Here is a 14,012-nt window from a genome sequence, read left to right on the forward strand (position 1 = left end):
ATCCAAAGTATATTGATTCATTCCTATATATTTTTCCTCGTAATCTATTAATCAATCAGCTTTAAATAAGCTTTCATCAAATACACCTGTCAGCATATCGCATCAGTACTGTATGTGCCATGATCATATAAATTTAAAAGATATTTTTTTGAGAGAAATAGCAAAATTAAATGAGAAAATATTTCTATTTAGATAGATTACTTAACACAATAATTCAAATCATTTATATCAAGTTCATTTAATTCTTTTTCATCAAAGTTCTCCGGATCTAGCTGCTCATAGTATCCTCAGCTGATTCTACAATCGACATCAATCAGATATAAGCAACTTCTTGCTGTCAGAGTATAGATATTTTTGATATGATTTAAGAATAATTCAATAAAGACTTCTAAAAAATATCATTCCGCGTCTAGCGGCGAACGACAAAAGTGGAGAAGTAAAAACCGTAGAAAAGAAAAAGTGGGACGTTTCAATAAATATAGTAATCCCATTTTAATTCTCCATAAAAATAAAAGAACTTTGCCTTCTTCTCCTTTCAAAATGAGAATTGCTGAATCTTGATAGTCAATCTTGATAAATATTGCGATCGCTAGTTGCTGTTAGTTTATCCTGCCATAAAGTATCAATTGTAACTAAGTTATATCCTCGAGCTAATAATTGAGGAATTAAAATATTTGCTATTTCTGCGACATCTTCTCCCCCACAAAATCCATCATGTAAAACAATCATTGAGCCTTGCTTGACTAATTTTAAAACTCTTTCTGTCACAGTTTGGACTCCAGGTCTGACCCAATCTTCCGGAACTACGCTCCACATCACCGGTCGATAATTCCACTTTTGTAATAATTTTAGAGTTTTGGGTGTAAAAAAACCATTGGGAGGACGAACATCGCGTATTTCTTGCGATCGCAATCCACAAGCATTAGAAATTACGGTCTGGGTTTTTTCTAGACTCTGCTGAAGTTCTGTTTCTGAAAGCAATGGAAAATTACGATGAGCATAGCCATGTAAACCAATCCAATGACCCGAAGCATGAATTTTTTTGACAATATGTGGTGAACGTTCGACACACGCTCCCAATAAAAAAAAGCTTGCAAGAATTTTGTGAGACTCAAGAACTTCTAAGAGTTTTGGAGTGTATTGGGGATGAGGTCCATCGTCAAAAGTAAGTGCAATGTTACGGGAACTGTTATTCCCCTCCCAAAGACAATCAGGGAATTTGGGTTGGAGAATGCGGTAAATAATTGGAAATATAGGAAAAAATGGCATAATTTGGATATTTTTAAATATCAATTACTTCGAGAGCGATCGCATTTTAGATCGGAACCAGTGCAGCTTTTATCTTGAACTTCGATCTCATCCCAGAGTCTACCGCTCGAAGTATATTTATTTTTGTAAAAATAAACATAAATACTGACCTCAGGAGGTGAAGACATATATAGGGGGGCTAACTGACTCAATTCATCTAAAATCTGAGATCGTAATTTTGGTAAATTATTTTGCCATAATTCTCCAAACTTTAGTAATGGACCAGTATCCCTAATCTAAATAATGCCTGCAAAATTGAAATAGAGTAACCATGATAGACTATTTCGAAAATCACAGTTTATCCACTTGTGCGCTGAAGTGGCGTATGGGTAAATTATTGGTTAAACCTGTAGATGAAGTTGAACAAGTCAATCTACCTGTTATACATAATAAAGAACGGTTAGTTGAGTGTTTAAAACATTCTTCAGTAAATTTAGTTTGTATAGATCCAAAATTAGGGGGAAAAGAGGTTCTATTGTGGGCTGAAGCTTGCGAACAAGCAGGTAAACCCATATATTTAAAGCTGCCAGCAAATCAAAAATATAAGAGACAATTCAATTGGTTTTTTGAATCTTTAGATTATTCTTTTAACTTCATTTGTGCCTCGTTTTTAATAATATTATTAAGTCCAGTAATGATGTTATTAGCTTTACTCATTACTGTAAACTCTTCAAGTCAAGTATTTGTCCGTGAATGGCGTATTGATAAGCGAGGTAAGCTGTTTCGTGTTATTAAATTTAATACAAAAGTATTAAAAGCAGATAGTATCTCAAATTCTCAAAACTCCAAACAGCTTCAGGGCAAATATACATTAAGTTTGATCGTCTATGATATTTTTGCTTATCTGCCGCAGTTGTTCAATGTGCTGCGTGGTGATATGAGTTTAATAGAAACTGTCCCTTATAGATTTTTTACTTCATTAACGATCAAAATAAAAAACCAAAAACAGTTAAATAATATGCCTCATATATTTACAGACTGTTTGTTAAATGAAGTTAAATCCCAACAAGTTAATCTCAATACTCTTAAGTCCTAGTATTTTAATGGTTCATTCAATTTTATTAGTGGGAGCATTTTGCTCCCTGTTTTGTGGAAAATAAATATAGCCAAATATATCAAATATATCCTGCTGTACTTTTCTCTAAACAGATAATTTTTGTAATATCTCTAGGATTGAGAATAAAAATAATTTTATTTCTCAGAGTAGATCCGATAAGAATTACGAGTTTTTCATGAAGTTTATCAAAGCTTTTTTTTGTTTTTTAGCAATTTTTATCGCTGCAGGTACGGCTTCTGCAAGAGTTTCCAAAGAAGCCAATAGTAATGCTACAACCTCCAATCTGCAAAGTTTGGGGACGGAAGAACTGATACGTAGTTATTGTTCTACTGATGGGAAAAATATATATAAAGAGTGGCGAGGTTCTGTTTATAGTTTTGTACCCCAGGAAAGACAACAGAAGCTTTTTAATATCATTGGAATGAACGTTGCTCGCTGTTTCCAGGATGATGGAGGACAATGGTATCTTACATCTCGCGAGCTTACATTTTACTTGGATCCCCAAACTAATAAAATACTGGAACACTGGCAAAATCCTTGGACACAGGAAGTTGTACCGGTTGTTCATATCGCCAATAATCCAGTACAAAATATTTTGGGAAGAGAGTACCCCATTTTTGTGGATGGTGAAAATGTTACTTTTGTACTTGATATTCCCCTTACCTATCCCAATGTTTTAGGAAACGACCCCAAATTTAAAGATTATAGTCCCCAGAAACTATACCAAGCTGGAGAATTTTTTAAGTTTACCGTTCCCCTAGAAGAAGCGACAGATACATCAAAAGCTACAACAGAGTCATTTTCTGGTGCTTGGACTCGTCTTGGACCTTGGTTACCTTGGATGAAAATGGGCGATCGTCCGGGACAACTTGTTTACAGCGCTGCGTTTAGCAAGTTTCGGGATTTTGAAGAAATTTCACCCGTACTTCAAAAATTAATTAACTCGCGATTTCCTGTTTATAAGAAAGCTCCCAGGTGTTTTCTTGAAGCCGAAAATGAAACTTCTTGGACTTATTTTCGCAAACATTTCAACGAGTATTTACAGGGTGCAGAATTTCCTATTCCAGAATTTAAGGATAACAGATCTTGTCGCTGAAGAACTGAGGGGAATGGAACTACGGAAAGGGAACACTAATAAAACAAATCGGTAATACCAATTCAATAAATCATTGCAACAGATTACCCTGTAGAGATAACGCCGCAGGCTCTGGTACGTCTCTACAAAAATTTATTTGTCTCATTGTTTTTCTAAATTGGTATAAGATTGCTGAGGACGCGCTACGCGTTCACCGTCAGGTGCGTCTAACCTCGTTCCTCATCACAATGACAGGTTCGGGTTTTGTCTATTCGCTGTGAAGCACGTTTAAGCTATACTTTTGACTTTTTACTTGTGCGTAGCTTGTGGAGGGGGATAAAGTCTCGCTTCTTTAGAATGGGAAATGGTTACAGGTAAGTTTTGACTGCTTGTTCAGCTAAAGCAAAAGCTCCCATGAGACCAGCTTTATTACCTAATTTTGGAGGTAAGATATAATCTTCGATTTCATTGAGAATTTCTGGAACTTTTAAGTAACTACTAAGATGTTTCTGGACTTGAGAACGTACAAGTGGGAAAAGCTGTTTTTGATTCATGACACCACCTCCCATAATGATTTTCTGAGGTGATAAAGTGAGAATAAAATTTACTAAACCAAGAGCTAAATAGTTTGCTTCTAGGAGCCAAGCTGGATGTTCCGGTGGAAGAGAAGTTGCTTTTTTACCCCAACGCTTTTCAATTGCAAGTCCAGATGCTAACCCTTCCAAACAATCATTGTGGAAAGGACAACAACCGGGAAAGGGATCCTCTGTTAAATTGTGAGGGATAAAAATATGTCCCATTTCAGGATGAAGCAGACCATGGATTAATTTACCATTAACCATTCCTCCTCCACCTATTCCGGTACCAACAGTAATATAGATGAAAGTATCTAATCCTTGGGCATTTCCCCAGCGATACTCACCTAGAACAGCAGCATTTACATCAGTATCAAAACCTATTGGTATCTTGAATTCGCGTCTAATTGCACCAACAAAATCAAAGTCTACCCAATTATGTTTGGGTGTATGTTTGAGATAGCCGAAAGTAGGAGAATCAGGATTAGGATCTAAAGGTCCAAAGGAACCAATTCCAATACCTTCCAAGGTTCCTTCAAGTTTTTCTTGCTGATGGAAAAAATCAATTACTTGGCATATTGTTTCTTGTGGTGTGGTTGTTGGAATGCGAATTTCTGCACGTGTATCATCAGGTTTAGTTCCTACACCACAGATAAATTTTGTTCCTCCAGCTTCTATCCCTCCCCAAAGTGGCATTATTTTCTCCTGATATAATTGTTCCCTTTTATATTAAACACAGTGAAGTTGCCAACAGCTTCTGCTTTTGGATAAATAGCTTGAACTTCAATTAGATTTTTCCATTCTGCTAAAATCAAAGAAATTATTAAAGAAATTACTAAAGAAATTGCCAATCTTACCCAAACAATTCCTGGTAATATAACTGATTATGATTTACATCCCGCTTTAAAAACTGCAATCCAAAAGGTATTGCACAATTATCATCTCGAATTTGACTCGTTGTATACAAGCGTTTCAAATAACAAGCAGTTAATATCGCCTAGTACTTTTATTACTCAACCTATCCGCTACTGTGCGCAGATTTCGTTTAATGAATTAGAAAATACAAAAAATATCAAAAGTGGCTGCGGAAAACAAATCAAACAAAGGTGGAAGTTAATCCAAAAGATTTGGAACGTTACTCGCTAGATCTATCTACAGTTGAGTTGTGCTGGTGGAAACTCAAGCATTTTTTACATTCTAAGGCGACTTGTACTTATGAAGCTCTAGACCAGGCTATGACTGGAACTATGGATTACATCATAAAAGATAATCCCATCGGTTGTTTCGCTCACTGCGATCTATTCGCCTGAAAATTGCTGTAACGATACTTCATCTTTGCATTTGTCATTGTAAAGGTTTTGGATAATGACTAATAACAATAAATGCTCAGAAAAACGACCGGTATACGAACGATTCGCAAATTGGTTTCAAAGACGCAAACAAAAAATCAGGCAAAAAAAAATCAGGCAAATAATAATTAAATATTCTATCATTCCCATCTGTATTACTGCTTTAGCATTTATTATGTATTTAGTAATACCAGAAGGTAACAAAAAAGACACGGAAATCAAAAAGTTCTGGGCGACAACTTTAAGAAATATTGAAGGTATAAGCATTTTTGCTGCTGTTATTCTTTATTTTATAGAAATTGATGACAGAAAACAAAGAAAACATTATGAAGCTTGGCAGGTGATCGACGCAGCTAATGGGATAAAAAGCAGTTACGCCAGAAATCAAGCTCTGCAAGATTTGAATGAAGATGCTGTTTCTCTGACAAGGGTAAATTTATCGAATACTGATTTGAAAAGCATCACTCTCAAATATGCCAATCTCAAAGAAGCGAACCTCAGTGCTACTAACCTTAGTAACGTCAACCTGAGAAAAGCCGACCTTGGTAATGCCAATCTTAGAGATGCAAACCTTAGTAATGCCAACCTTTGCGGTGTCAACCTTTGTAGTGCTAACCTTTGTGGTGCAAACCTCAACTGTGCAATCATCGACTCCGAGACAAAACTCGACCGAAAATGGCACTTAGTCTGGAAAATTATTAATCAGCCAGCCGAGAAACGAAAACTCTACAGTACGGACCTTAGCGGAGCCAATTTGAGTGATGTCAATCTCATAGAAGCCGATCTCACTAATGCCAACCTTAGCGGTACAAACCTGACTAAAGCCAACCTCAGTGGTGCCGACCTTAGTAATGTGGACCTCAGTGGTACAATCATCGACTCTGAGACAACAATCGATCAAAAATGGTATTCAGTCTGGGAAATTGTTAATCAACCAGCGGAAAGACGAAAACTCAGTAATAGCGATCTGATTCATGCCAATCTCGCTGGCGCTAACCTCAGGTATGCAAATCTCGCTGGCGCTAACCTCAGATATGCCAATCTCAGAGAAGCCGACCTAATTTATGCCAATCTCAGAGAAGCCAAGCTCACGGGTGCCGATTTCAGAGAAGCCAAGCTCACGGGTGCCGACTTCAGTAATGCCAATCTCCTAAGTGACAATGGCGATTTCAGTGATACCAACTTCAGTGGTGCTGATTTAAGTCATGCTAACCTCAGTAATACTAAATTTAGTGGTGCCGATCTCAGTCATACTAATCTCAGTAATGCCAAATTCAGTGGTGCAGACCTCAGTAATACTAACTTCAGTGGTGCCGATTTGAGTCATACCAACTTCAGTGGTGCCAATCTGAGCGGTACCAACTTCAGTGATGCCAATCTTAGTGGTGCTGACCTGAGTGATACAATAACCGACTCTGAAACAAAATTCGAGCAAAAATGGCATTTAGTCTGGGAAATTATTAATCAGCCAACTGAAAGACGGAATCTTACTAATACCGACCTCAGTGGTGTTAACCTCAATGGTGCCAACCTAGTTAATGCTAATCTGAGTGATACAAACCTCAGTGGTACAAACTTCACTAATGCTAATCTGAGTGGTACAAACCTCAGTGGTGCCAATCTCAGTGCTGTCAACCTCAGTGGTGCCAATCTCAGTACTGTTAACCTCAGTGGTGCCAACCTCAGCAATACAGTAATCAATTCTGAGACAAAACTTGACCGGAAATGGCGCTTAGTCTGGGAAATTGTTAATCAGCCAACTGAAAAACGAAACCTTACTAATGCCGATCTTAGTAGAGCCGATCTCAGTACTTCCGACCTTAGTACTTCCGACCTTAGTAGTGCCAATCTTAATGGTGCCAATCTTAATGGTGCCAATCTTAATGGTGCCGATATTAGTGGTGCTGACCTCAGAAATACCAGCCTTAGTGGTGCCGATCTGAGTAATACAATCATTGATTCTGAGACAAAAATCGATCAAAAATGGCGCTTAGTCTGGGAAATTGTTAATCAACCAACTGAAAGACGAAACCTCAGTAGTACCGATCTCAGTGGTACAGATCTTAGCGGTACCAACCTCAGTGGTGCCGACCTGACTAATGTAAATCTAAGTTATACAAACCTTACCAATACAAATCTCAGTGGTGCCGATCTTAGTGGTGCCGATCTGAGCAATACAATCATCGACTCTGAAACAAAACTCGATCAAAAATGGCGCTTAGTCTGGGAAATTGTTAATCAGCCAACTGAAAAACGAAACCTCAGTAGTACCGACCTCAGTGGTGCCAACCTCAGTGGTACTGACCTCAGTGGTATTGACCTCAGTGATGCCAATCTGATTTATGCCAAACTTAGCTGTACCAATCTTAGTGGTGCCTATTTAATTCGTACTAACCTTAGTTGTGTCGACCTTAGCGGTGCCGATCTCACTCTTGCCAAGCTTAGTGGGGCTTACCTTCGTAGCACCAATCTTAACAGTACTAACCTAAGTACTGCTGACCTCAGTACTGCTGACCTCAGAAGTGCCGATCTCACAAGTGCCAACCTTAGCAGTGCCAAACTTATCGGTGCCAACCTTAGCAGTGCCAACCTTAGCAATGCCAATCTTAGCAGTGCAAACCTCAGTACTGCTGACCTCAGTACTGCTAATCTCAGTACTGCTGACCTCAGTGGAGCCGATCTTACTCTTGCCAAGCTCAGCACTGCTGACCTCACTTTTGCCAAGCTCGGCAGTACTAAACTCAAAAATGCCAACCTGACTTATGCCAACCTCAGCAATGCTAATCTTAACAGTGCTTACCTCAACAGTGCTGACCTCAGCAGTGCTAACCTCAGCAGTGCTGACCTCACCGATGCCAAACTTATGTATACTAATCTCAGCAGTGCTGACCTCAGCAGTGCAGATCTTAGCAGGGCCGAACTTATTGATGCCAAATTCAAAAATGCCAACCTGCTTTATACAAATCTTAGTAATGCTAACCTCAATGATGCCAAGTTCTGGGATGAAAGCTTATATGAAGCCAGAAATATAACACCAGAACAAATCAAGCAAGCCAAAAATTGGGAAAAAGCAAAATATAGTCCAGAATTTCACAAAAAACTCGGTCTACCAGTAGAAGATTGATGATGAACCGACGGAGGATTGGGTAGTGATTCCCATGCAGTGGTAATACATATTTTTAGTATATTTGTTCTTACGTGTAGTAGATTAGTCCTGTATAAGTGAACTATTGTGTAAACTCTTTTATAACTTTTGCAGCAAGTTCCCAAACAACACTTAATGCATTTCTCGAGTTATGTTACAGATGATAAATAAACTAATTTGCGATCGGCACGCGCAGCTTTAGCTGCGATCGCGATTAATTGTGATGTAAAGATGTAAATCTGTTTGCAAATCGATCTCAACAGTGACTTTCTGGGATTTGTTAGAGTAAGTACTATATTAAATTTTCGCTCAACTTCCTAAGTAAAGCCATCTTTGAGAGGCAATTATGCTAACAAATACCATTATCCTATCCAAGCAAATCCCCACACTGGAATATTCCTCGGCGACAGAGAGGTTTGACGAAACCTGGGAAGCTCCTTTATCAACTTTATTGGGCTTAGGACGTGCAGCAGGCGCGGACTTCGTGGAATTTTTCTTAGAACGTGTTAATTATGTTAGCTGCCTTGCAGAGGATGACGCCATTACTAGCATTACACCACGCCTTTCCACCGGTGCTGGTGTGAGAGTATTTCGCGGTAAGGCTGATTGTTATGTCAGTACTAATAATATTTCCTTCGCTGGCTTAAAAGCTGCTTTGGAAAAAGCTTTAGATATTATGGGTCTGCAATTACCCGGACCAAATGCTTTCATTCCAGAAATTAATTTGGAATTATTTAGGGACTATAGCACCAAACGCGGTAAGGATGCTTGGTTACCTTTATGCAGTACCATGCAAGAGATGGGGGAAGTATTACTTGATGCAACAAGTACCCTGGGTAAAAAAGCATCCCACATTCAATCCCGACGTGCTTCATATTTCCGAGATTGGCAAGAAGTGTTAGTTGCTGCTAGCGATGGAGTTTTTGCTCGGGATATTCGCCTAACCCAATCGGTAGGATTCAATCTTCTTTGTGCTGATGGTGCTCACCGTACTTCCATTGGTCAACGTGCTGGTAACACTAGCGATCCCAAATTCTTAAAAACCTGGGATTATCAAGAAGCAGCCGACGAAATTTCCGAGTCTGCAGGTAAAATGCTTTACGCTGATTACGTAGAATCTGGAAATTATCCGATTGTCATGGCGAATCATTTTGGCGGGGTAATTTTCCACGAAGCTTGCGGACATTTATTAGAAACTACCCAAATTGAGCGGGGTACTACTCCCTTTGCAGATAAGAAAGGTGAGAAAATTGCCCACGAAAGTTTAACGGCTTGGGACGAAGGGCGTTCCGACAACGCTTTTGGTACCATCGAGATGGATGATGAAGGAATGCCAGCTCAAAGAACCCTGTTAATCGAAAAGGGTGTTTTGAAGAACTTCTTGGCAGATCGGGCTGGTTCGGTACGTACTGGACATCCTAGAACTGGTAGCGGACGTCGTCAGAATTTCACTTTTGCCGCAGCTAGCCGAATGCGTAATACTTACATCGCAACCGGAGAGTACAAGAATGAAGATTTATTCGCTTCCATTGATAAGGGCATTTATTGCAAGAAAATGGGTGGCGGTAGCGTTGGTGCAACCGGCGAATTTAACTTCGGTGTAGATGAAGCTTACTTGATTGAAAATGGCAAAGTTACCAAGCCATTAAAAGGAGCAATTTTGATTGGGGAAGCCAAGGAAATTATGAATAAAATTTCTATGTGTTCCCAAGATTTATCATTGGCTCCGGGTTTCTGCGGTTCTGTGAGCGGTAGTATTTATACAACAGTTGGACAACCCCATATCAAGGTTGATTCAATCACCGTTGGTGGACGTTAAGGATTTTTGTGTTTTTGTGTGTGTGGAATTTAGGGGTTTTCAAAAGCGGAAATATACCAATCTTAAGGATGGACGTATTAAAGATTTTAAGGGCGCACGTCTGTGCGCCCCCACGGATACAAAATACGGTATGAATTATTTTTGGAAACTCTCAGTAATACTGATCCAGCACACAGACATATTTTTTAGTTTTTGACTTTAGTACAGACGTGACATGTAACGTCTCTACAACTTTTAATTTATGTCCTACGGACACGCTACGCTAATAACTTTTGACTTTTGACTTAAACTATGGCGAGTATTCAAGAAATTGCAACTGCGGCGAAAGAAAGTGCTAGCAAACTGGGAATTAAGAAGTTTGATATTTATGGTGCGGTTACCGACCAAACTAGCGTTCAAGTAGATAAGGGCGAACCAGAACAGGTTAAAGCTTCAAATCTTTCTGGTGTAACGGTTAGGGTATGGAATGATGAAAATACCATGGGCGTTACTAGCACCACCGATGTGAATTCCAAGGGATTGGAACTAGCATTACAAACTGCTTACGAAGCAAGTTTTTTCGGTGTCAAGGAAAATGTACCTGACTTCAGCCCTGAAGCTACTGTTAAAATTGACGTTAAGCAAGAAGAAAAAGCTGAACCTGCTTCTGTTTCAGAACTGATTGAAAAATTATTAAAAGCTGAAAAGGATGTAGTTGAAGCTCATCCGGCGATTGAAAGCGTTCCATATAACCGTTTAGCGCAAAGAGGTATCGATAAGTTTTATCTCAATAGCGACGGTGCGATGAGAAGCGAATCCCATTCCTATACTTCAGTTTTCTTGTACAGTAAAACCGAAGAAGAAGGGAAAAAACCCCGGAGCGCAGGTGCTTTTAGATTAAGTAAAAGTTTGAGCGAGTTGGATCTTGATGGTTGTATCAAAGAAACTGCAGATAAAACCATCAGTCACTTGAACTACGAAAAAATCAAAACCGGTAAGTACACCGTTGTTTTTTCACCTGATGCTTTTTTAAGCTTGCTGGGTGCTTTTTCTAATTTGTACAATGCCCAAAGCATTTTGGACAATCAAAGTTTATCAAAGGCTGACGACCTAGGAAAGGAAATAGCTTCCCCCTTACTTTCAGTCTGCGATGATTCTTTACATCCAGCAAATATTGGGGCAGAAACATTTGATGGAGAAGGAACTCCCACTCGTAAGGTTTCCTTAATTGAAAATGGAATCTTGAAAAACTTCCTTCACAGCGCGGGTACTGCGAAAAGAATGAATGCTAAGCCCACAGGAAACGCTAACATTGGCGCGAAGGTCACAGTTAGTCCCAATTTCTATCACGTTTACGCTGGCGCACCTGCAGAAAAAGAATTTAGTTTAGAGACGGCGGAAAATGTCGTTTTCATTGACGATTTGCAAGCTCTCCACGCTGGAGTAAAATCCTTGCAAGGTTCTTTTTCCTTACCTTTCGACGGTTGGTTAGTAAATAAAGGTGTAAAAACCAGTATTGACTCTGCAACTGTCGCAGGAGATTTCCTTGAAGTCATGAAGTCGATTGTGTTTGTCGAGAAAGAACCAGAATTAACCCCTGGAGGAGTCTGTCCCAGAATTTGGGTTGAAGGTCTTTCGATTACTGGTGAATAGGGATTGGCGATTAGGTAATGGGTAATTGGTAATGGGTAATTGGTAATTGGTAATTTTTTCTCATTACTCATTACTCATTACTTATTACTCATTACTGTGCGCTATCGCCACTTTGTGGCGCGTGCCGTACGCGCCCCGCAATACCTACGGTACGCTTCCGCTAGGCGCTAACATTACTCATTTCTCCCAATCCCCATCCTCAAGCCAAAAACAGCTTGTAGGCGGGATTTTTATTTTCATCCCAATACTGATATCCCAAAGTATCTAAAAATGCTTGCCATTCTTGCATTTCTTCCGGTGGAACCTGGACTCCGACCACAATTCGTCCGTAATCTGCACCATTGTTGCGGTAGTGGAACAAACTAATATTCCAGTTGGGACTCATAGAACCGACAAATTGCATTAATGCGCCGGGACGTTCGGGAAATTCAAACCGATATAATAACTCGTTATGGGCGAGGGGCGAACGTCCGCCAACCATATGTCTCAAATGCATTTTGGTTAGTTCATCATCCGTTAAGTCAATGATTGCAAAACCATTATTTTTAATAATTTCGGCAATATTTACCCCATCAGCACGGTTTTGAATTTGGATCCCGACAAAAATTTGGGCTTCCTTCTCATGGGCGATACGATAGTTAAATTCTGTTAGGTTACGTTTGCCGATACATTCACAAAACTTACGCAGACTTCCCGCCTCCTCTGGTATCGTTACTGCAAAGATAGCTTCCCGACGTTCCCCTAATTCCGCCCTTTCGGCAACAAATCGCAAGCGGTCAAAATTCATGTTTGCACCACAAGCGATCGCAACCAATGTTTTATCCTCAATTCCTTCCCGCTCTACATAGGCTTTAGCCCCTGCGATCGCCAGCGCTCCAGCTGGTTCCACAATTGACCGAGTATCTTGAAATACATCTTTGATTGCAGCACAGGTATCATCGGTATCTACCCGAATGATGTCATCTACAAACTCTTGACACAGGCGAAAAGTCTCTTCCCCAACTTGTCGTACCGCTACACCATCGGCAAATAAACCTACTTGGGGTAAACGTACTCGACGACCCAAGCGCAAGGATTGATACATCGCATCGGCGTCAACAGGTTCAACCCCAATAATCTTAATTTCTGGACGCAAGCGTTTAACATAGGCTGCAATTCCTGAAATTAAACCGCCACCACCAATCGCAACGAAAATTGCATGGATCGGTTGCTGATACTGACGCAAAATCTCCACGCCGATTGTACCTTGTCCGGCAATTACATGGGGATCGTCAAAGGGATGGATAAAAGTTAAACCCTTTTCTGCTTCTAGTTCGCGAGCATAGGCGCAAGCATCATCATAGGTATCACCATGTAATACTACTTCTCCCCCTCGAGCTTTGACAGCATTGATTTTTACTTGGGGGGTAGTTACTGGCATCACAATAATAGCTTGCGTACCTAGTTTACTGGCTGCAAGGGCAACACCTTGGGCATGATTTCCCGCCGATGCAGCAATTACACCCTGTTTTAAGATATCTGGGGGTAGTTGTGCCATTTTGTTGTAGGCTCCCCGGAGTTTAAAAGAAAACACCGATTGCATGTCTTCTCTTTTAAGCAGAAGTTTGTTATTTAAACGTTTTGATAAATTTGGGGCATAGTCAAGGGGTGATTCTTGAGCAACATCATATACGCGAGCTGTGAGTATTTGTACTAGATAGTCGCAGAACATGGGGCGAACGAATTGGTAGATGCGTTATGGAGTTTAATTTTACGCTAGTTTGGGGACATGTTTGGCGAGATTGGTTATTTTAAGGCAAATTTAAAGTATTCAATATTGTACTGTAAATACCTGGAAGCGAAAGCAAATACTAAGTCCAAATATATTTATTCTATTAAAATAGTTTAGGATTAACATAGTAGTTGCATGTTATTAATTGTACTATAGACTCTTCCGAAAATTTGCAACACGCTGTGAGTCTGGTTTTGGACAGCGTTAACTGTGAGCCAGAACTAACGTAATAATCAGGCTTGGAGACAGTTAGTGATAGCAACTATCAACAAAAATATTGA

10 protein-coding genes and 1 pseudogene are annotated in these 14,012 nt (G+C 39.7%); 6 read left to right on the forward strand and 5 right to left on the reverse strand.

Annotated features, from left to right (window positions below):
* Positions 1-564: 564 nt before the first annotated feature.
* Together QNJ50_RS26355 and QNJ50_RS26360 are read right to left on the reverse strand one after the other, a co-directional pair.
* Positions 565-1,269 (reverse strand): polysaccharide deacetylase family protein, encoded by a 705-nt coding sequence (locus QNJ50_RS26355; RefSeq protein ID WP_300641539.1) that lies wholly within the window; start codon positions 1,267-1,269, stop codon positions 565-567.
* A 20-nt stretch (positions 1,270-1,289) separates the two neighbouring features.
* Positions 1,290-1,436: a hypothetical protein gene (locus QNJ50_RS26360; RefSeq protein WP_300641541.1), complete on the reverse strand. Its 147-nt coding sequence runs from the start codon at positions 1,434-1,436 to the stop codon at positions 1,290-1,292.
* Between the two features lie 143 nt (positions 1,437-1,579).
* On the opposite strand from QNJ50_RS26360, the gene hepC reads away from it, so the two are divergent.
* Both hepC and QNJ50_RS26370 read left to right on the forward strand, forming a co-directional pair.
* Positions 1,580-2,344 carry a heterocyst development glycosyltransferase HepC gene (gene hepC / locus QNJ50_RS26365; protein ID WP_300641543.1) on the forward strand — a complete coding sequence of 255 codons (765 nt, stop codon included), beginning with the start codon at positions 1,580-1,582 and terminating at the stop codon, positions 2,342-2,344.
* Between the two features lie 196 nt (positions 2,345-2,540).
* Complete coding sequence (locus tag QNJ50_RS26370; RefSeq protein WP_300641545.1) at positions 2,541-3,461, forward strand: DUF1838 domain-containing protein; 921 nt, start codon at positions 2,541-2,543, stop codon at positions 3,459-3,461.
* Between the two features lie 347 nt (positions 3,462-3,808).
* Here QNJ50_RS26370 and QNJ50_RS26375 read toward each other — a convergent pair whose 3' ends face one another.
* Both QNJ50_RS26375 and QNJ50_RS26380 read right to left on the reverse strand, forming a co-directional pair.
* A complete protein-coding gene (locus QNJ50_RS26375; protein ID WP_300641547.1) occupies positions 3,809-4,711 on the reverse strand; it encodes an ROK family protein in 903 nt (300 codons plus the stop codon).
* A gap of 14 nt (positions 4,712-4,725) precedes the next feature.
* Positions 4,726-4,866 (reverse strand): annotated as a pseudogene (locus QNJ50_RS26380) (type II toxin-antitoxin system HigB family toxin); the annotation flags it as partial.
* 255 nt (positions 4,867-5,121) lie between these two features.
* Here QNJ50_RS26380 and QNJ50_RS26385 point away from each other — a divergent pair.
* From QNJ50_RS26385 to QNJ50_RS26400, 4 genes are all read left to right on the forward strand, one after another.
* The gene (locus QNJ50_RS26385; protein WP_300641549.1) at positions 5,122-5,325 is read left to right on the forward strand and encodes a hypothetical protein; all 204 of its coding nucleotides are present in this window, start codon (positions 5,122-5,124) and stop codon (positions 5,323-5,325) included.
* A gap of 55 nt (positions 5,326-5,380) precedes the next feature.
* The gene (locus QNJ50_RS26390; protein ID WP_300641551.1) at positions 5,381-8,488 is read left to right on the forward strand and encodes a pentapeptide repeat-containing protein; all 3,108 of its coding nucleotides are present in this window, start codon (positions 5,381-5,383) and stop codon (positions 8,486-8,488) included.
* Positions 8,489-8,855: 367 nt separating this feature from the next.
* On the forward strand, positions 8,856-10,328 hold the full coding sequence (locus QNJ50_RS26395) for a TldD/PmbA family protein (RefSeq protein WP_300641553.1): 1,473 nt from the start codon (positions 8,856-8,858) through the stop codon (positions 10,326-10,328).
* A 291-nt stretch (positions 10,329-10,619) separates the two neighbouring features.
* Positions 10,620-11,960 (forward strand): TldD/PmbA family protein, encoded by a 1,341-nt coding sequence (locus QNJ50_RS26400; RefSeq protein WP_300641555.1) that lies wholly within the window; start codon positions 10,620-10,622, stop codon positions 11,958-11,960.
* 199 nt (positions 11,961-12,159) lie between these two features.
* Here the strand turns inward: QNJ50_RS26400 and ilvA are convergent, their stop codons facing one another.
* Positions 12,160-13,671: a threonine ammonia-lyase, biosynthetic gene (gene ilvA, locus QNJ50_RS26405; RefSeq protein ID WP_300641557.1), complete on the reverse strand. Its 1,512-nt coding sequence runs from the start codon at positions 13,669-13,671 to the stop codon at positions 12,160-12,162.
* Positions 13,672-14,012: the final 341 nt, after the last annotated feature.

The organism is Mastigocoleus sp. MO_188.B34 (assembly GCF_030065675.1).
In the GTDB taxonomy this organism is placed as follows: domain Bacteria; phylum Cyanobacteriota; class Cyanobacteriia; order Cyanobacteriales; family Nostocaceae; genus Mastigocoleus.

Excerpts from the sequence above, each read along its gene's own strand:
- QNJ50_RS26395 (WP_300641553.1), top strand. The coding sequence starts at position 8,856 with ATGCTAACAAATACCATTATCCTATCCAAGCAAATCCCCACACTGGAA.
- QNJ50_RS26390 (WP_300641551.1), top strand. The coding sequence starts at position 5,381 with ATGACTAATAACAATAAATGCTCAGAAAAACGACCGGTATACGAACGA.
- QNJ50_RS26360 (WP_300641541.1), bottom strand. The coding sequence starts at position 1,436 with ATGTCTTCACCTCCTGAGGTCAGTATTTATGTTTATTTTTACAAAAAT.
- QNJ50_RS26375 (WP_300641547.1), bottom strand. The coding sequence starts at position 4,711 with ATGCCACTTTGGGGAGGGATAGAAGCTGGAGGAACAAAATTTATCTGT.
- QNJ50_RS26355 (WP_300641539.1), bottom strand. The coding sequence starts at position 1,269 with ATGCCATTTTTTCCTATATTTCCAATTATTTACCGCATTCTCCAACCC.
- ilvA (WP_300641557.1), bottom strand. The coding sequence starts at position 13,671 with ATGTTCTGCGACTATCTAGTACAAATACTCACAGCTCGCGTATATGAT.
- QNJ50_RS26370 (WP_300641545.1), top strand. The coding sequence starts at position 2,541 with ATGAAGTTTATCAAAGCTTTTTTTTGTTTTTTAGCAATTTTTATCGCT.
- QNJ50_RS26400 (WP_300641555.1), top strand. The coding sequence starts at position 10,620 with ATGGCGAGTATTCAAGAAATTGCAACTGCGGCGAAAGAAAGTGCTAGC.
- hepC (WP_300641543.1), top strand. The coding sequence starts at position 1,580 with ATGATAGACTATTTCGAAAATCACAGTTTATCCACTTGTGCGCTGAAG.